18 protein-coding genes are annotated in these 18,691 nt (G+C 30.8%); 9 read left to right on the forward strand and 9 right to left on the reverse strand.

What is annotated here, in order from left to right:
• Positions 1-25: 25 nt before the first annotated feature.
• The 4 genes from KDK92_RS03185 to KDK92_RS03200 form a co-directional block, all read right to left on the reverse strand.
• The gene (locus tag KDK92_RS03185; protein WP_250857601.1) at positions 26-505 is read right to left on the reverse strand and encodes an NUDIX domain-containing protein; all 480 of its coding nucleotides are present in this window, start codon (positions 503-505) and stop codon (positions 26-28) included.
• A 44-nt stretch (positions 506-549) separates the two neighbouring features.
• Positions 550-1,332, reverse strand: a complete 783-nt coding sequence (locus tag KDK92_RS03190; RefSeq protein WP_250857602.1) for a GNAT family N-acetyltransferase — start codon at positions 1,330-1,332, stop codon at positions 550-552.
• Positions 1,333-1,522: 190 nt separating this feature from the next.
• Positions 1,523-2,758, reverse strand: coding sequence for a metallopeptidase TldD-related protein (locus tag KDK92_RS24760; protein ID WP_250857603.1), 1,236 nt, complete (start codon positions 2,756-2,758; stop codon positions 1,523-1,525).
• 14 nt (positions 2,759-2,772) lie between these two features.
• Positions 2,773-4,110, reverse strand: a complete 1,338-nt coding sequence (locus KDK92_RS03200; protein ID WP_250857604.1) for a TldD/PmbA family protein — start codon at positions 4,108-4,110, stop codon at positions 2,773-2,775.
• Between the two features lie 221 nt (positions 4,111-4,331).
• On the opposite strand from KDK92_RS03200, the gene KDK92_RS03205 reads away from it, so the two are divergent.
• Complete coding sequence (locus KDK92_RS03205) at positions 4,332-4,913, forward strand: hypothetical protein (protein ID WP_250857605.1); 582 nt, start codon at positions 4,332-4,334, stop codon at positions 4,911-4,913.
• A 20-nt stretch (positions 4,914-4,933) separates the two neighbouring features.
• Positions 4,934-6,202: a glycosyltransferase family protein gene (locus KDK92_RS03210; protein ID WP_250857606.1), complete on the forward strand. Its 1,269-nt coding sequence runs from the start codon at positions 4,934-4,936 to the stop codon at positions 6,200-6,202.
• Positions 6,203-6,296: 94 nt separating this feature from the next.
• Here KDK92_RS03210 and KDK92_RS24765 read toward each other — a convergent pair whose 3' ends face one another.
• The 5 genes from KDK92_RS24765 to KDK92_RS03235 all read right to left on the reverse strand — a co-directional run bounded on the left by KDK92_RS24765 (position 6,297) and on the right by KDK92_RS03235 (position 12,044).
• Complete coding sequence (locus tag KDK92_RS24765) at positions 6,297-7,274, reverse strand: ABC transporter ATP-binding protein (RefSeq protein ID WP_250857607.1); 978 nt, start codon at positions 7,272-7,274, stop codon at positions 6,297-6,299.
• A 52-nt stretch (positions 7,275-7,326) separates the two neighbouring features.
• Complete coding sequence (locus tag KDK92_RS03220; RefSeq protein WP_250857608.1) at positions 7,327-8,157, reverse strand: hypothetical protein; 831 nt, start codon at positions 8,155-8,157, stop codon at positions 7,327-7,329.
• Positions 8,158-8,202: 45 nt separating this feature from the next.
• A complete protein-coding gene (locus KDK92_RS03225; RefSeq protein WP_250857609.1) occupies positions 8,203-9,825 on the reverse strand; it encodes an ABC transporter permease in 1,623 nt (540 codons plus the stop codon).
• Positions 9,826-10,908, reverse strand: a complete 1,083-nt coding sequence (locus tag KDK92_RS03230) for an extracellular solute-binding protein (RefSeq protein WP_250857610.1) — start codon at positions 10,906-10,908, stop codon at positions 9,826-9,828.
• 239 nt (positions 10,909-11,147) lie between these two features.
• Complete coding sequence (locus KDK92_RS03235; protein ID WP_250857611.1) at positions 11,148-12,044, reverse strand: HD domain-containing protein; 897 nt, start codon at positions 12,042-12,044, stop codon at positions 11,148-11,150.
• A 231-nt stretch (positions 12,045-12,275) separates the two neighbouring features.
• On the opposite strand from KDK92_RS03235, the gene KDK92_RS03240 reads away from it, so the two are divergent.
• The 7 genes from KDK92_RS03240 to KDK92_RS03270 all read left to right on the forward strand — a co-directional run bounded on the left by KDK92_RS03240 (position 12,276) and on the right by KDK92_RS03270 (position 18,686).
• Positions 12,276-12,773, forward strand: a complete 498-nt coding sequence (locus tag KDK92_RS03240; RefSeq protein WP_250857612.1) for a DUF4358 domain-containing protein — start codon at positions 12,276-12,278, stop codon at positions 12,771-12,773.
• Positions 12,774-13,097: 324 nt separating this feature from the next.
• Positions 13,098-13,790: a response regulator transcription factor gene (locus KDK92_RS03245; RefSeq protein WP_250857613.1), complete on the forward strand. Its 693-nt coding sequence runs from the start codon at positions 13,098-13,100 to the stop codon at positions 13,788-13,790.
• Entirely contained in the window at positions 13,777-15,366 is a 1,590-nt protein-coding gene (locus KDK92_RS03250; protein ID WP_250857614.1) for a HAMP domain-containing sensor histidine kinase, read from the forward strand. The genes KDK92_RS03245 and KDK92_RS03250 overlap by 14 nt, the downstream gene beginning before the upstream one ends.
• 4 nt (positions 15,367-15,370) lie before the next feature.
• Entirely contained in the window at positions 15,371-16,027 is a 657-nt protein-coding gene (locus KDK92_RS03255; protein WP_250857615.1) for an alpha/beta fold hydrolase, read from the forward strand.
• 230 nt (positions 16,028-16,257) lie between these two features.
• The gene (locus KDK92_RS03260; RefSeq protein WP_250857616.1) at positions 16,258-16,935 is read left to right on the forward strand and encodes a 4'-phosphopantetheinyl transferase family protein; all 678 of its coding nucleotides are present in this window, start codon (positions 16,258-16,260) and stop codon (positions 16,933-16,935) included.
• Positions 16,932-18,443 (forward strand): amino acid adenylation domain-containing protein, encoded by a 1,512-nt coding sequence (locus KDK92_RS03265; protein ID WP_250857617.1) that lies wholly within the window; start codon positions 16,932-16,934, stop codon positions 18,441-18,443. Before KDK92_RS03260 ends, KDK92_RS03265 begins: the two co-directional genes overlap by 4 nt.
• Before the next feature lie 15 nt (positions 18,444-18,458).
• The gene (locus KDK92_RS03270) at positions 18,459-18,686 is read left to right on the forward strand and encodes an acyl carrier protein (RefSeq protein ID WP_250857618.1); all 228 of its coding nucleotides are present in this window, start codon (positions 18,459-18,461) and stop codon (positions 18,684-18,686) included.
• Positions 18,687-18,691: the final 5 nt, after the last annotated feature.

Here is an 18,691-nt window from a genome sequence, read left to right on the forward strand (position 1 = left end):
TGACTATATAATAAATATCAATTTTCTAAAGAATAAAAAAGTTTTCCTGATTTTCTAAATACGAGGTTTTCTTCTCATCCAATGCTCTAAGAGCTTGTTTAACTCTTCTTAACAATCGACCACTTAGGTATCGTTCAATCTCCTGTATTTTTATAAATTTATAATTCTCTAATTCCTCAGGTGGTAATTTTATTTCATTAATAGATGAAGTATTTAAAACACCTGCATAGAAAATAAAATTTAATGACTCAGTAGAAGTCTCAGTCCCATTATAGTAGTCTACTACAAGTAAATCTTTCAGCTTAATATCAAGAGAAAGTTCCTCTTTAAGTTCTCTTTTACATCCCTCAGCAGGAGATTCATTTAATTCAATAACGCCACCAGGAATACTCCAATCATCTATATAGGTTGGCTTTACAACTAATAGTTCCATTTTGTCATTAAAGAAAATTGCTCCTGATGCCATACGTTTTTTAGGTAATTTTTCATAAAACTCTAAATTCATTAAATCATCTCCTTTAATTATTACATATATGTTATTCTTCCCTTTTATTTTTTATAATTAATATAATATGTGTCATATGGCTCTTCCATGATGTATCCAAGCTTTTCAGCTAAAGCAACGGATTCAGAATTAGCCGCATCCCAACTAGGGTATATTCCTCTATCAAGACATTCTAAAATCAATGCAGAGGCTACTATTGTTGCTAGACCTTTTCTTCTATGGTCAGGATGTGTTCCAATTTCAATCTCTAATCCCTGATCATAAATACTATATGAAGATGCTCCACAAACAACTTGTCCATGACTTAAGATACAGAAGCCAATTCCTCTATTTAAATAATCCTCTGTTGAATCAAATTGACTTGTGAAATCTTCTGAAACCTCATGCAAAGATGGTTCTTCCGCCAAAGAGGCATCTATTCTTTTAAGTTCATATCCTTGTGGAAGTGCTAATAAAAATTTTTGTAAATGATTACGGTCTAAATGTTCTGGATTCTTTTTAAACTCAAATCTTTGAAATTTATCTATACGACCTTTATGGATAGTTTCTATATACTTTTTCCATTCATCAGTCTTTACAATTACTAGACTATGTTCTGGCAGATTATATAATAACTCTTCTGCTGCTTCTGAATTTATATCTCCAGCATAAAACACAAAGAAACCCACCATAACTTGTGCAACTGTAGGATTTTCAAGGTCATCAACCCAAGCTGTTCCCATATGACCTTGTAGATATGAGCGTACTAGAGTACAGTTGAATTTTTGAAACATAGAGGATAATTTTTCTCTTAAATTGATATCTGCTTTATAAATTATTATTATCACTTCTTTCTTTTTAATATTTGTTTTTACAAGGAAAATTATACCACCGAATTAGAGTATACAAAAGGTAGAGAATAAATATAGCTATTCTCTACCTTCTCAAAATTTATTTAATTCTAATTTTAAAGATGCAGAATCTCAAGATGATTTAAAACTCATTTTGAGATAATCTCTTATTTTTATTTAGCTAACTCTATAACTTTTTAACATCCATATCCATGATCATATATTTCATATTCATTGAAGACATAACTTTATCACAGGAAACGCCTCTAAAGTCCTCTCCAAACATATTAAATACATGCGATGATATTTGTAATTCAGGCAATCTTCCTACAAACTTCTCACCATCAAATAAAAATGCAACTTGAACTGGTGTGCCAAAACCACCATCTGGAGTAAAGTCTCCACCTGAAGCAATAAAGACAAATACAGCCATTTCCCCATTTAAAAGTTCTTTTGCTGTTTTTGCACCACTTTTAGCTATTAAGTTAGGCCAACCTTTTAATCCTGGTACACCGTCATATTCCCCAGCACCTGTTCCAGTAAGTGGTAAATTATACATTTTAGCTACTGTCTTATCAGTGAAAGGTGCTTTTATTACCCCGTTGTCAATTAAATGATATCTATAATTACTATTAACAACCCCTTCATCATCAAAGAACTTAGAATTAATATCATCCTCTGGATTTGATGTTTGATACAAAGTAAAATCGCTACTAAATTTCTTTTCATTCATTAATTCTGAGAAAATAGATGCTCCACTTGCAAACTTTCTTCCCTGTAAATCTCTCAAAAACATAATAAACATGCTCATATCCGCATTTAAAAATGCAACTGGAAGTTTATTATTTTCTGGAAGTTCAACTTTATTTCTATATGCATTTAATAAGTTATTGGCATACTTTATAAATTCATCTCTGTTAAAATTTCTACCCTCATATGGAAGGAATAAATCCATTATATTTTTAGAGCTTTTTTCTTTAACTCCAATGTCACAAGACATATATCTTGTTTTATATTTTAGGTTTAAGTTCTCATTATTCTCTAATATCACTTCTTCCTCAATAACATTTATCTTATTACTGAAAATAAAATCATCATTTTTCCTAAGCTCTTCTAAAAGACACTCTATCTCGTTTATAAGCTCTTTTCCTTTTGGTATATTTGAATTTAATTCCATACTTTCATTCATATTGCATGATGGGTCATTCTCATAAGCTATGTTTAAACTTAAAGATTTTTCAGCTTTACTAAACATTTCTGACTCATCATATTTTCCTAATGCACCAGCAACCCCAATCTTTCCTTCCTTGTATACCCTAAAGCCTGTCTTAGTAATATCTTTTTCTCTTATTGATTCAATTCTGCTTTGAACTATATTTATAGAAGTTTCTTTTACTCTTCTAGTATATTTTTCCCTAATCACTTATATCCTCTCCCTTAATGAACTTGAATATCTCTTGCTCTTACATATGGACCACCAAATGATACTGCCAGTGGAAACTGTTCCATTTTTCCACATCCACCCCAAACGCTGTCAGTAATTTTTAATTCACTTGAAACTCCATCAATTTTAAATAAAGTTTCCATAACATTTCCTGATATAACAGAAACATTTACAGGTTCTGCTATCTTACCATCTCTTATCATATAAGCTTTCTTAGGTGCAATCGTAAAGGTACTCATACCTGAACCGTGTTTAAAATCTTTAATATAAACTCCTTCTTTTATTTCTCCAATTAGTTCATCTTTAGTTTTATTTCCTGGCTCAATATATGTGTTAGTCATTCTAACAATTGGCTCAAATTCAAAATCCTTCGCTCTTGCATTGCCTGTTAATTCTTCTTTTAAATCTGCAGCAGTTGATGAAGAATGTAATCTTCCTCTTAGAACTCCATTCTTAATTAAATAAGTCTTTTCTGTCTTAGTTCCCTCATCATCGTAAGGTACATATCCTGTAACAGAATTATCTCCATAATCAACAATTGAAAGAATATCTGCTCCAACTTCAGCTCCTATCTTCCATTCTTTCATCATTGTTTCATCACCAATCATAAAGTCTGCCTCACTTTTATGACCGAAACTTTCATGAGCGAAAACCCCAGTAACTTGCGGTGATAAAACAACTGTATATTTCCTTGGTTCAACAGGCTTTGATTTTTTAACAAATTCAACTGATTCATTATAATCTTTTTCAAATTTATTTATTAATTCTTTAAGTTCCTCAAACTTATGTGAATTAACGCTTGAACTATCTTCAAATTTCTTCTCTCCACATGAAATAGCATAATCAATCATAACTCCTGCAGCTTGATAATCATGTTTTATTGAGCTTCCTTTACTAGAGTAAAATTCTTTTTCCACTCTCTTATCTACATAATTAACTTGCCAACTTTTAACTTCTTCTTTTTCTTTGATTAATGGTATTAATTCATCAACTAAAGCTAACTTGTCATTTTGACTTACACTGTTGATTTCATATCCCTCAAATTGATGAATCTCATCTTCATTAACTTGGAACTTGCTAACAATAAGATTTTCTAAAATTTTCTCATTTTCCTGTGCCATTTTACTTAATTCATCTATATTATCCTGAATGTTCTCTACATCTGTAGTAGATTTGTAATACCACCTTTGTCCATCAAAAATTCTTATAAATGCCCCCGTATATTCTCTTACTTTGTTTTCATCAAGAATACCATCTGTATAATTGATTGTAGATTCAAATACATTTTCTATTCTTACATCTGTGTATAAATTCTCCGGAAACTTGTACATAATCTTCCCCCTTTAAATTTAGATTTAAATATTATAATTATTTAATATGTAGTTAATTTTTATAATATTTAGAATTTTATTACTCTTATATTATATATTGGATATTTGTGTAAGTCTATTTTTTTAATACGATAAATTTAAGTTACATATTCATAAGCTACGGAATTATTTAAAAGTTATGGGTATACTATTAAAAATAGGGCTATTTAGGAGGAGTATAGATGAACAATCTTATTGTAATTTCAGATGAAAAGTTTGAAGAATCAGAAATGCTACATGATGTATTAGAAGAATATGACGACTTCAAAAAAGTAATTTTTTCAAGATTTGATAACTACGATCAACTTAATAACTCTAATCAATTAGTTAAATTTTATAATATAAAAAATTTTAAATTTGCAAAAATGAGCAAATTCGTTAGATTGTTTTTTGGTGGTAACCTATTCTTACAAAAAACAGTAGGTAAAGTTTATGGTATAAACAAAACTATGGTGTTTCAAGATTATTATGTTCATTTTAAAATAGCACAGAATAAAATTATTAAGGATGTTGTAGACGCTAATCCTGAAAATTGCTCAATTCTTATAGCAAATGGAATTTTTACACTTCCATTTATAGTTGAAATAAGTAAATATATAAAAAAAACATATAATCAAGAAGTGTGCATAGTTGGAATTGTAAAAAGAAAACATATTTTTAGATTAACCCAAAAAAATAAGAGCTTGAAAAACAATATAATCGATTGGATTAATAAGTATTATTTAAATAAAGTTAATAAGATTATTTTAGATACTTCAAAATAGCTTGTATATAGGAGGCACAAATGGATAAGACCATTACTACTGTAATAGTATTCACACATTCTGTAATTGATAATGATTCAAGAATTCAAAATCAAGTTAACCAATTAGCTAAAAAATTTACTGTTTACTTATGTTGTAGAAATAGTAATTCAAATAGATTAAATGAAGTTTTAGATAAAAATGTTATTCCGATTCCATATGAAGGTTATCCAGTTTTCGGAAGAGTTCATTCAACAATTTTGAACAGAACCATGTCAAAGCATAACTTCATTGAAAAAATAGTGGAAAAAGTATTAAATAAATATTTATTGATAAATACAAATTCATGTTATTTAAACTATATTGGATATGCTGAAGTTATGAAACAACAATTATTAGAAGAATTAGAGGAAAGAAATGATTTAAATAAATCCATTGCTATAATTGCAAATGATATTTATATATTACCACATGCATATTCTTTATATTTGAAATTAAATAAACAATATGAAAAAGTTAGATTAATAGGGGATATGCATGAACTTCACTTTGCTTCCTATAATCATGAAGATGACTTCAAAAGAGAGTTAAGAAAGTGGATTTTAAATAATTTCATTGATAAATGTGATTTAATTACTTCTGTATCAGAAGAATGTGTTGATTTATATAAAGAGAAATTTAACTTAAGTAATACTATGTCTATAATGAATGTAGCTAAATATGCAGAAATACCTATCCAAATTAAAAATACTGAAGAAATTAAGTTAGTCCATACTGGTGGTGCTAGTCCTGAAAGAAAATTAGAAAATATGATTGATTTGATGGAGTTATTGCCTAAAAATTATAAGCTCTATTTTTATTTAATTACAAGTCACTCTTCAAGTTCATTACAGTATCTTGAATTTCTTAAAAATAGAATTATACAAAAGGACTTAAGTGGTAGAGTTTTTATTTTAGATCCAATACCATCTGAAACTGTTGTTTTAGAAATGTCAAAATATGATATTGGGATTTATCATATAAAACCTGAATGTCCTAATCATGAGTACGCTATGCCAAATAAACTATTTCAATTCATACAAGCAAGATTAGGGGTTGTGGTAACACCATTGAAGTCTATGAAAAGAATTGTTGAGGACTATAATGTGGGATGTGTATCAAAAGATTTTGAGGTAACATCATTCGCAGAATCTGTGAAGATGGTAGCCAATAATTTAGAACACTATAGAATTAATTCTAACAAGGCAGCTCATGAGCTAAATGTAGATAGAGAATGGGAAAAATTATCAAAAAAAATTCTTGATCTTTAGTTAATGTTCCTTATATAAAATCTTCAATAAATATTCAGCTACTAGATAAAAAGCTACCAAAATGCTCTTATGCCAGCACTTTGATAGCTTTTCATTATTCTTGTAGATTCGACAGGTGCCTGTCACCAAACTCGAAGTCGAATCGTATCATATCACCTATTTCAAATGGATAACGCTTCATTTGTTTTGTAAAACTTTCTGAGATTAGAGACTGTCCTTCCCATGCAAAAGTCACTTGCTGAATGCTACCTAAATACTCAATCCATTCAACACGACCAACTAAACTCCCATCAGGAGATAAAACTATCTCTTCAGGCCGGCACATTCTAGTGCACCCTTGAACTTCAAAAAAGTTGCATTTTCCCATAAAACTAGCAACAAATTTATTTTTCGGACGCTCATAAACCTCATTAGGAGTTCCTATTTGCTGAACTTCTCCATCTTTCATAATAACAATTCGATCGGCAATAGCCATTGCTTCTTCTTGATCGTGAGTGACATATACGCTGGTGATGCCAAGCTCTTTTTGAATACTTCTAATTTCTTTTCTCATAGACTGCCTTAACTTTTCATCAAGATTACTTAGAGGTTCATCAAATAACAGTACATCAGGTTCTACAACTAAAGCTCTGGCAAGAGCGACACGTTGTTGCTGTCCTCCACTAAGTTCTTGCACCTTCCTTTTTCCATAATCAGACAACTGAACCTTGTCCATTATTTGCAAAACCTTTTCGCCACGTAAAGCCTTGTTCAATTTCCTCATCTTAAGTCCGTATTCAATGTTTTGCTCTACCGTCATATGAGGAAACAATGCATAGCTTTGAAATACCATAGCCGTATTTCTCTTTTGAACTGACCAAGTACTTATTTCATTTTCATTGAGATATATTTCACCTTGTTCAAGAGGCATTAATCCAGCAATTAGTTTTAATAATGTAGTTTTACCGCATCCTGAAGGACCTAATAAAGCCACAAGCTCGCCTTTTTTGATTTCCAAAGAAACATTATTTACAGCTTTTTGATCACCATAATAATGGCTAATCTCTTTTAATTGAATATTTATTCTAACCACCTCTTAATAATCAATTTTAACTCTTCAATCTGGCAGTTCTAATTAGACATATTCAATACTCTATATAGACTGCAGTGGCATCATCATGAGCCTTTAAACGTCTTAAAGATACCATTTTTTCATCTTCACCCTCATATCCTCTCAACACTTCAATAAGACTTTTGACTCCTTTTGTTCTCATTAACTCCATTAATTCACTACGAGGATAATATTTGTCCAAAATACTTACCCCATCACTTGCTAATAGACAGCTAGACCAATAATCAAGGGGATATCTCTTATAAATGCCATTAGCAATTGCGCTTTCATCATGACTCAAAATATAATATCCATTCTCAGTATTCATCTTCATACGATTTTTCTTTAATAGTGCCAATTCCTCTTCTGTAAATCCTTTAAATACACATTTATTTAATCGATTCGTATTTTTAGACATAAATTGGATTACTTTTTGGTCCAGGGGTTTAATCCTTTCATCTGTTAACACCTCTACTGATTGACCTTCTCTTTTCAGAGATATCTCAACATCTCCTAGGACAAAACATTCCATGAAGTTTTTATTTTTTCTAACAATTGCGATGCTTGCAGATACTTGTTCCAACTTTGACAAACTTTCAACCGGAGTATACTCAGAAAATTCCTCATTAATATCTTTAACACCCTGCTCTAACAGTTTAATTAAGGGTGTTTCCAAATCATCCAAATGCTCTAGCAAATAATTTTGCCACCAATTTCTCATCCATACCACATCATTTAAAGCGGGAGTAAAATGACAATCGCTAAGAGACGATGCACCATCCATTACAAAAGCACTTGTAGCAGTCACACCAAAACAATCCTCATTTTCAATTTTTACTGAATGCGTATAACTATCTATTTTCATTTCAAATCTCCTCGTAATATTTATATTCTGAAATTAGAATATGCCTTATTCCATGAATGTTTGCAATTTTCTTATTAAGCTTGCACCTGCAAAAGTCAATAACAACACTAAGCTTCCATATGCCATTGCAAGGCCAATTTCATATTCAAAAATACCATTTACCATGGCAATTGAAAGTGGCTTATTTGAAACAGTATAAAGAAATGCTGAAATTGTATATTCCCCTAAACTCCTAATAAACACTAATAATAGACCAGCCCAAATACCTGGTGCGATTAAAGGCAATACTACTCTAAAAAAAGTATGAGTTCCTGTTGCTCCTAAATTTTTTGAAGCATCACTATATTCATCATTTAACCGTTCATATGACAGAGTTGTAGAACGTACCATCAATGGTAACAAGCTCACAAAGTATGCCAAAGGCAATAGAATCCATTCTCCAACTAAAGATTTGCTGAATCCATTTATCATATTTATGGCAATTGCACTTGAAGGCATGGCAAAAGGAAGCATAACTAAAAATCCAATAATCGGTTTTGTTATGGATTTGGTTTTTGTAGTTATATATGCAGCAGGTATTGCTACACTCACTGTAGCTATGCATACCAATAGAGCCATTTTTAGACTGTTTCCAAAAGGAGCAAAACTACGAGTTTTCGAAAAAATCTTTAAATAGTTATCGATCCCAAACTCCTTCGGATATATCTCAATCATCCATGTTCCAGGCTTTACAAAAGAAAGCAGCACAATTGTCAGCACTGGCAATATAATCATCAATACCAGAAGAATAGCTACAATAAACATAATTCCTCTAAATATGCCGTTCTTAAACTTAACTGGTTCTATATTAGTTCCTCTACTAGACGTCACAAGCGAAGTTTTTCTTTCATAATATCGAGCAATACCTAAATAAGTCATTGCAAATATTGAAAGAACCACCACTTGAGCAGCTGCTAATCCTAAATATCTATTAGCCTTTGCCAATAGTATTTGTGTGGTCATTACTTTAAAGCCTCCACCAATAATACTTGGTGCTGAAAAGGAGCCAACACCGGTCATAAAGGTAAGTATACTAGACCCAATTAAAGCTGGTGTTATAAAAGGTATTATAATTGTATAAAACATTTTCCACGAAGAAGCCCCTAAATTCTTACTTGCTTCAATAACAGAACGATCCAATTGTTTTATTGCTACAGATACGTTCATATAAAAGTAAACATATTGAGTATATGCATGTACCAGTAATATTCCTTTTAAGCCTGAAAAATGATAAAGAGGCTCCTTCAACTTAAATGTCATTTCCAAAGTTTTAGTCACTAAACCACTTTCACCATAGAGTTGAACAAAAGCAAAAACTATAATTAATCCCGGCATTACAAGTGGTAATAATAATATTTTATCCAACACCCTCTTATAAGGGGCATCAAAATAATGAACAAAAAATGCTAGGAAAGTGCCTACACCACCACAAACAATTACTGTTAAAAATCCTAGCAGAAGTGTGTTTTTCATAGCAGTTAAATACCCTTCTGTTACAAATAAATACTTATAGTTAGCAAAAGAAACACCTAGGTCAGTTTGAACACTGACCATAAGTGTTTTAAGTGCAGGATATAAAATAAATAATACTAAAATTGATAGTACACTACCCTTTATTATCTTTTTCATCTATTTAGGATCTTTTTCTGTATTTTTAACTTCTGTATCCCATTTTTGCATCCACTGAGATTGCTTTGCAGCAATATCTGCCCAATCTACATTCATTACCTTGAAAGTAATGTCTTTCATCCACTCTGGTGAATTAGCAATTGCATCAGGATGAGTTGGCATACGATTAAACTCATTTGCAAACATACTTTGAATTTTTTCACTACCTGCAAATTCTACAAATGCCTTTGCAGCTTCTGGATGTGGTGCATTTTTAATAACTGCAATTGCATCTGTTATTACTGGTGACCCACTTTCAGCATCAATTACTTCAAGAGGAATATTATTTTTCACCTTATTATCAATAATATTACTTAGAGGTGCAAAGCTGATACCCGCTTCTTTTCTACCTAATGCTTGCATCATTAATGACCCGCTGCCATAATACTGTTTTGTATTTCTATCAACAGCCTTCATATATTCCCAACCCTCTTCTAATGCACCTTTTTTTTCATATTGCTGCAATAGAGCTGAATACATAGCTCTTGCTGAAGATGATAAAGCATTTCTAAACACAAATTGATTTTCATACTTTTCATCAACTAAGTCTGCCCAGTCCTTTGGCGCATCTTCAGTAGATATAACATCCTTATTATAGAACATCATTACTGGAGTTTTAATAGTTCCAAACCAGTAGTTTTCACTATCTTTAAATAACGAGTCCAATTTTGGTCCCCAAGTTGGTTCAAAAGGTTCAAAAGCATCTTCTTTCTTCAAATCCATGAATAATGAAGAAGCTCCTCCAAACATAACATCTGATTGTGGATTCTCTTTCTCAGCACGAACTCTATCAGCTAATTCGCCTTTCAAGTTGATAAATTCAACTTTAACTCCAGTTTCCTTTTCAAATTCACTAGCTACTAATTCTAACATTGCTTCTCCATGAGTAGAATAAATAACTACCTTATCTTCTAATTCATTTTTAACTTCTTGCTCTTTTATAGTAGACTGATTATTTTTTTTCTTCTCTGTATTTGAACAAGATGCTAAAGAAAATACCATTCCACCTATAAGAAGTATACTAATTAATTTTTTTAACTTCATTATAATTTTGTCTCCTTTATATGTAATTATATTCAATATTTATTACAGCATGGCAAATTATAGCACAGTAAATGGACTAATTCTATTACTATAGAAAACTTATATAAAGGAAACTTTAACTATAGTTTTTTTCTATAACCAAATAACTTGATTGCAAAAAAAAGCTATAAAATGCTCTCCTAACAGCACTTTGATAGCTTTTAATTTAGACTTTTTCTGGTTTTAATTTCACAATCTACTTACATGTATAATTTTGTTCCTATGCGCCTATCATACTCAGACCATGTACCTGGTTCAGTTATGTTTCTTACCTGTTCTATTTTATTCATTATTGCATCTACATAATCAGCTAAGTGGACTATATATGCCTCTTCGGTTTTTGGAACCTTTGGCGATCCATATTCAACCTTTCCATGATGTTGAAGTATACAACTTTTCATTCTCATTTTAAAATCTTCACTATAGATGTCTCCACCTACTCTAAAAGCCTCTTCTATCATTGCATTTCCAGTTACAATATGCCCTTCCATTTCACCTAACATCGTAACTGAAAAAGGCCCATTAGTAAAATACTCCTCAATCTTTCCAATGTCGTGAAGTTTAGCTCCTAAAACTGCAATTTCTTTATGTCTACAGTCATATCTATCAGCAAGAGTTTTTGCTATATACATTGCATTTAAGGAATGTTCAGCAAGTCCCCCTAAATAATTATGATGCTGTCTTAATCCTCCAATTCCTTTTTTAAACTTCTCTAAGAAATCATTATTGTTAAAGAAATACTCATCTAACGCTTTACATTCCTCACATTTAAATACTTCCTCTGATAGAGTTCTCATTTCTTCAATTATATCTTCTATAGGTCTACCAATTGATGGAAGATAGTCTTCAAGATTATATTCTTCTTCTTTTTTAAAATGTTGTGCTTTAATACTACCATCCATTTTCCCTTTAATGTATATTATATCTCCTACTTCTAAAGAATTTCTTTCATCTGGGATGGTTGCCTTAACATCCCCAGTCTTGTCCCCTATGTAAGCAATAAGATTTCCTTCTTCTCTTGCCAACTTTTTAACTATCATAAAAGAAGATTTAATATTCATTTTATCCTTTAATTCATTCACAAACTGCTTCTTCATTTGTTTTCTCCTTTTCAGTAATTATTGAACTACGCTATCTAAAAACAAAAAAAACTTCACAATATTATTTTCTCACTGTGGATAATTTTTATCCTAAAATCGAATATATAAATTTTTTTTATAAATACCCTAACTTTTTAAAAATCTCTACGTATAAGTATTGTAATCATTTAGAGATAATCAAAACAAAAGATTTATCTTTATAAAATAATTTACTTAGGAGGAATTAAAATGAAAAGAATATTAAGCTTAGCTATAGCATTTTTATGTGTTTTTTCATTAGTTGGATGTGGAAAGGAAGAAGCTAAAGTACCTAATGTCCCAGTAAAGGATATTGTAACTGCTATTGAGGGAGAGTTTGATTTAGAGGGATTAATGGAATTAGATTTAACAAGCGAGGAAATGGACGAGCTTTCTAAGTCAATGATAGAAGGATATGGTATTAATCCAGAAGATGTTGAAGAAGGAATTATTAAATGTGCTATGATAAATCTTGATGCTAGAGAGTTAGTTATCCTAAAAGCAAAAGACGAATCAAAGATACCTGACTTAACGGCTGCACTAGAAAAGCGTGTGGAAACTCAATTACAAGCATTTGAAAACTATGTTGTAAAGAACTATGAAATGGTTGAAAATCACCTTTTAAAAACAAAAGGAAACTACATTATATTAGCTATATCAGAAGATGTTGAGAAAATAGACGAAATCTTTGAGAATACTTTAAAATAAAACAGTACATTATAAGCTCTCTGCTATGCAGGGAGCTTTTTTATTATTTGATTTTTTCTTGGTTCACCACGTTTAACTAATTCACCATTAGCATAATAGTTCTGGAAAAAAGCAGGTAACCCTTTACCTTTACTAAAAACAGATGAATTTTGCTAATGTCAAACTTTTTAATGCTTAATTAGAGTAATTAATTTTTTAGAAGGTTGCATTCTCATTTACAGGATATAATTCTATGATAATAATATTTCTATAGTGTATTCTATGTGCTATAATAAATAAAAATATTTATTAGAATCTAAAATAGAAAATGTAAAGGGGAATAGTATGAATAACAGAATTCTTGTTGCTGAGGACAACTCTGAAATATCAAAAGTAATAAAATTATATCTTGAGGTTGAGGGATACGAGGTATTCATTGCAGATAATGGGCTTGACGGTCTTTCATTAATAAAAGAAAATAAGATTGACCTTGCAATTCTTGATATTATGATGCCCAAAATGGATGGCTATGAACTTACACGTGAAATAAGAAAAAACAATAATATGCCTGTTCTAATTTTATCTGCCAAAAATGAGGACATTGACAAAATTTTAGGGCTTAATATCGGTGCTGATGATTACATCACAAAGCCATTTAATCCTCTTGAAATTGTTGCAAGGGTAAATGCTGCTCTAAGACGGCATTATAAATTAAGTGGAAATGAAAGAGACAGTGGAGTTTTGAGTCTGGGGGATTTAACCCTTGACACAAACAACTGCCGACTGGTTAAGCAGGAAAAAGAAATCCCATTAACAGCTACAGAATTTAAAATTCTCGCACTCTTAATGAATGTACCTGAACGAATCTTTTCCAAAGTACAGATAAGCGAGCATATAAAAGGCGAATATTTTGAAACTGATGATAATTCTGTAACTGTCCATATATCTCACCTGCGTGAAAAAATTGGAATTAATAAAAATGGAAATCAATATATAAAAACTGTGAAAGGTCTGGGATATAAAATTGAAGATAAGTAGAAAAAGATTCGGATTTTTTGGGATAATTGTCCGTAATTTTATCATATTTACTGTGATTGTTTTAACAGTTCTTATTGGTGTGTGTCTTATCGGTATCACTGTAGTATTATCCCATTTCTCAAATGATTATTCTGTTCCCATTAAGGACAATAAAGAGCTTTTTGTTAAGGGTAATTATGATTCTTTTCAGAGAGAACGATTACTCGGAGAAGATGGTTATTTTGCTGTTTTTGATGAAAATAACAATGTAATTTACAGAAGTAAAGGCGCTGAATATTTTAATTTAAGTAAGGAACAAGTAGATTTGATTCCAAATACTGAAGTTGGACTTACAATATCAATAAATGAATATGTGGGTCAAGATAATAATAAATACATTAATGTGGCATATGAAACAGTAGATAATGACGATAATACTATAAAATCAAATACAATAGCTGATAGTGATTTTAACATTTTATTTTCAGATGTTCCAAATATAGAAAAAAAACTTTCAGAGTTTGACTTTAACCTTTTAACGGGCAGATACCAAAATGAATTTAACATTTCAAAGCTAAGTTATACAGGGAACAGTGGGAAAATCTATAATGTGGTTTTTTGTCGTAACATTACAGATTCTAAATCTTCTATGAAGATTATTAAATATATTGGATATGGATATATAATTTTCTTTATTGTTGCAGTATTACTTTTTGTTATCAGCCTTAACAAAAAAGTAAAAGAACCTCTCTTGCTTTTAAGCAATGCAATAGAGAGCATTGCAAAAGGTAAAACTGATAAAACTATTGAATACAAAGGACCAAGAGAATTCGAAGAAATTTGTCATAACTTCAATGATATGGCTTTAAAATTACACGAAACAGAGAAAAAGCGTGTTGGGGCTGAACAAGAAAAACAAAAGATGCTAGCTGATATTTCTCACGATTTAAAAACACCTATAACTGTTATTCAAGGTTATGCAAAAGCCGTTGTTGATAAAAAAGTAAACGACAACGAACGTAGTGATTATCTTAATACCATATACAAAAAGTCTAATTCGCTTGCAGAGCTTATTAATACATTTAGCGAATACAGCAAGCTTGAAAGACCAGATTTTAAAATAGAGACTGTAAAAACAAATATCTGTGAATTTTCAAGAAACTATCTCATTGATAAGTATAACGAGCTAGTATTTTTTGGGTTTGAGCTTGATATACAAATACCAGATGAAGGTATTTTCTGTATGCTTGACGTATTTCAGATTAAGCGTGTGTTTGAAAATATTATCTCAAACACTGTAAAATATAATGAGAAAGGAACAATTATTTCATTTGTTCTAGAAAAACAGGAGGATAACTGTATTATTCGTATCGGTGACAATGGTGTTGGAATTACTGATGAGTTGAAGAAAATCATATTTAATCCATTTTCTATGGGTGATTCTTCACGCAGTGAACTTAAAGGTTCTGGACTTGGAATGGCTATAGTTAAGAAAATTGTAACTGCCCACAGGGGAACAATTGAGCTTTTACAAGAAAAGTTGGAGGGGCTTTCTGTAGTATATGAAATTACATTCCCACTAACAGAAAAGGAATAAGAATATGTTTATAAAAATTAACGAAGTTACTTTGTTTTATCAAAGAATTGGTTTTGGCAATCCTTTGATTATGCTTCATGGGAATGGTGAAACACACGAGATTTTTAATCGTTCTGTTTCACTTCTTCAAGAATATTTCACTGTATATGCTATTGATTTTAGAGAACATGGTAACAGCTCAAAGGTATCGGAACTGCATTATAAAGATCATGCTGATGATATTTATGAGTTTATTAATCAGCTTAATATCAAAAGTCCAGTATACTATGGTTTTAGTGATGGAGGAATTGTAGGGCTTATGCTTGCATCACAATATCCTGATTTATTTTCAAAGCTTATTGTAAGCGGTCCTAATATCAATCCCAAAGGGTTAAAAACTTACGCAAGACTTTTCATGAAGTTAGTGTATGGCATTAAAAAATCTCAAAAAGTTAGAATGATGTTAAATGAACCGGATATATCTATATCTGACCTTTCAAAAATAAAAATACCCACTTATATAACAGGTGGAAGTTTTGATGTTATTACAAAAAATCATCTTTGCTTAATTCAAGAAAACATAAAAAATAGTGTATTAAAAATCTTTAAGTATCACACCCATAGCAGTTATATTGTAAATAGTGATATTATAGGAAAATATATCATTGAAGTATGTAAATAAATTATATATATGAAAAGATTGCTTAAGAAGCAATCTTTTTTTTATGATAGGAAAGTTCAACTTTTTTTCATATGGAGCAGAACTGTTAGGTGGAAATATTTAATATTGTTTCTTTGTTTTAAATGTAACATTAAGAAATCTTAATGTTACATTTAAGAAATTTTAATGTTGATTTGAGATAATTTTAATGTTAAGCTGTTAAACTATGTTCAAAGCTTGGAGGTGAGATTGTGAAAGCATTAGCAATAATAAAAGATATTGATGTAAATTATGCAGAACAATTAAAAATATCTTTAATCCCCAAAGAAAGACAAGATCGTGTTGCACTTTTTACTGATAAACTAACAAAAGAACGATTTTTGGCAGTGGAACAATCTGCTTCCCAATTTGCCGCCATCAGCTTTGGTATTCCTGTTTCGAATTTTAGCGGAGGTATCGGAGAAAAACCTTACTTTAAGGATTATCCAGATATCTCAGTAAGTCGTTCCTACGCAGGGGAGTATATTGTTATCGCCGCTGAGCGTCAATTCAGTATTGGTGTTGATTGCGAAGAGGTACAAGATTTTAATAGTAATATCGCAAAATATTTTTTTACCCATAAAGAACGAAAATATATTGAATCATCAAAAGATAGAAATACTGCATTTACCGTGATATGGACAAGAAAAGAGAGCTATATAAAATGTATGGGAAGAGGAATAGATTATCCTATTAATACAATTGATGTAACACCAATAAAGGATATAGAGAATATTCCTGGTAATAAACCAATTTTTTCTGAAAATGAAAAAATAAATAATTATTATATTAATAGTTACATTTTTGAAAAAATTGTCATATCTATTTGCAGTGAGAATAATGATGTATTTCCTATAATAGATCAAATTTATGAAGGAGTAATCAGATGAATAAAACAATACTTGATTTTTTTGATAAAACAGTAAGCTTGTATCCTCAAAATATTGCTGTTGGTGATAGTGATTCTGAGATTACCTATAAAGCTCTACAAGAAAAGGCTAGAGTAATAGGTACTACAATTGCAGAAATTGGTTTTATAAAAAACCCTATTGCAATTCTTATGAAACGTAATATTAATGTTACTGCTGCTATGTTAGGAGTCTTGTATAGCGGGAATTTTTATGTAGTTCTTGACTGTGATACGCCTTTTGAAAGACTCGCAAAAATAATGGACACTCTTTCACCAGCAGCAGTTATCTATGAATCAGAATTCCATGAGGTTGTTAATCGTTTTGAAGTAGAATTGTATAAGATGGATTTTGAAAAAATTATGAAGACCCAAATAAATAGTGAGTTGCTTGAAAAAGTTCGTTCTCAGATTCTTTCAACTGACCCTGCATATTCAATATTTACATCAGGTTCAACAGGAAGTCCAAAAGGTGCTTTGCTTACTCATTTGAATGTTATCAGTTATATTGATTGGTTTATTACATGTTTTAAGATAGATGAACAAACTGTATTCGGTTCACAGACACCTCTTTATTTTAGTATGTCAGTTACTGATATGTTTGCATCATTTTTTACAGGAAGTGCATACCAGATGATTCCTAAGGAGTTTTTCACATTCCCTGTAAAGCTTGTTGAATTTATGAATGAACGTAGGATAAATGCAATCTATTGGGTTCCAACAGCTCTAGGAATTGTCACCAAATTTGATTTGTTTAAATATTGTAAACCTCAGTATCTTGAAAAAGTGTTGTTTGCTGGAGAGGTTATGCCCGTAAAATATCTTAATTATTGGAAAAAGTATTTTCCACATTTATTGTATGCTAATCTTTTTGGGCCTACAGAAACCACAGATATATGTGCATATTACATTGTTAATCGTGAGTTTTTAGAAACACAGACTTTACCAATAGGCATACCTTGCAGTAACTGTCGTTTGTTTGTCCTTGATGAAAAAGCAGCTGAAGTACCAAGAGGATTAGAGGGAGAACTTTATGCTTCTGGGCCGTTTATTGCTAAGGGATATTACAATAATAAAGAAAAGACTGCTGAGGCATTCGTGCAAAATCCTTTACACAATGATTATCAAGAAATAGTTTATAAAACAGGTGACTTGGTTAGACAAAATGAAAATGGAGAGTTTGAGTATATAGGTCGAAAAGATTTTCAGATAAAACATATGGGCTATCGTATTGAAACAGGAGAGATAGAAGCGGCTTTCGGAGCGGTAGAAGGAATAGAGTTGACTATTTGTATTTATGACAGTAAAAATGACAAGTTAATATTAGCTTATGAAGGTGATGAACAGATTACAAGTGTTCTTAAATTAAACTCTGAAAAATCACTACCAGAATATATGCGGCCACATGATTATAAAGCTTTTGAAATTTTCCCTAAAAACCCAAATGGAAAGATAGACAGAAAACAAATAAAAAATATTATTTTAAATTAAAAGGAGTAGATAAAAATGGAAAAAATATATGAGATTCTTTCAAAAATAATACCAGGAGTAGATTACAAAAAGGCAACTAATTTAGTAGACGGTAAAATATTAACATCACTTAATATTGCAGGGCTTGTAGCAAGGCTTAACTATGAGTTTGAAATTGAAATAACACCAATTCATCTTATACCTGAAAATTTCAATTCAGTAGAAAATATATATAAGCTAGTAATATCCCTTGATGGTGAATAATTGAT

Origin of the sequence: Oceanirhabdus seepicola, from assembly GCF_023684385.1 — a bacterium.
GTDB classification, from domain to species: domain Bacteria; phylum Bacillota; class Clostridia; order Clostridiales; family Clostridiaceae; genus Oceanirhabdus; species Oceanirhabdus seepicola.

Coding starts and splice junctions, on each gene's coding strand:
- KDK92_RS03200 (WP_250857604.1), bottom strand. CDS start 4,110: ATGTACAAGTTTCCGGAGAATTTATACACAGATGTAAGAATAGAAAAT.
- KDK92_RS03220 (WP_250857608.1), bottom strand. CDS start 8,157: ATGAAAATAGATAGTTATACGCATTCAGTAAAAATTGAAAATGAGGAT.
- KDK92_RS03230 (WP_250857610.1), bottom strand. CDS start 10,908: ATGAAGTTAAAAAAATTAATTAGTATACTTCTTATAGGTGGAATGGTA.
- KDK92_RS03245 (WP_250857613.1), top strand. CDS start 13,098: ATGAATAACAGAATTCTTGTTGCTGAGGACAACTCTGAAATATCAAAA.
- KDK92_RS03235 (WP_250857611.1), bottom strand. CDS start 12,044: ATGAAGAAGCAGTTTGTGAATGAATTAAAGGATAAAATGAATATTAAA.
- KDK92_RS03255 (WP_250857615.1), top strand. CDS start 15,371: ATGTTTATAAAAATTAACGAAGTTACTTTGTTTTATCAAAGAATTGGT.
- KDK92_RS03210 (WP_250857606.1), top strand. CDS start 4,934: ATGGATAAGACCATTACTACTGTAATAGTATTCACACATTCTGTAATT.
- KDK92_RS03240 (WP_250857612.1), top strand. CDS start 12,276: ATGAAAAGAATATTAAGCTTAGCTATAGCATTTTTATGTGTTTTTTCA.
- KDK92_RS03265 (WP_250857617.1), top strand. CDS start 16,932: ATGAATAAAACAATACTTGATTTTTTTGATAAAACAGTAAGCTTGTAT.
- KDK92_RS03205 (WP_250857605.1), top strand. CDS start 4,332: ATGAACAATCTTATTGTAATTTCAGATGAAAAGTTTGAAGAATCAGAA.
- KDK92_RS03270 (WP_250857618.1), top strand. CDS start 18,459: ATGGAAAAAATATATGAGATTCTTTCAAAAATAATACCAGGAGTAGAT.
- KDK92_RS03185 (WP_250857601.1), bottom strand. CDS start 505: ATGAATTTAGAGTTTTATGAAAAATTACCTAAAAAACGTATGGCATCA.
- KDK92_RS03225 (WP_250857609.1), bottom strand. CDS start 9,825: ATGAAAAAGATAATAAAGGGTAGTGTACTATCAATTTTAGTATTATTT.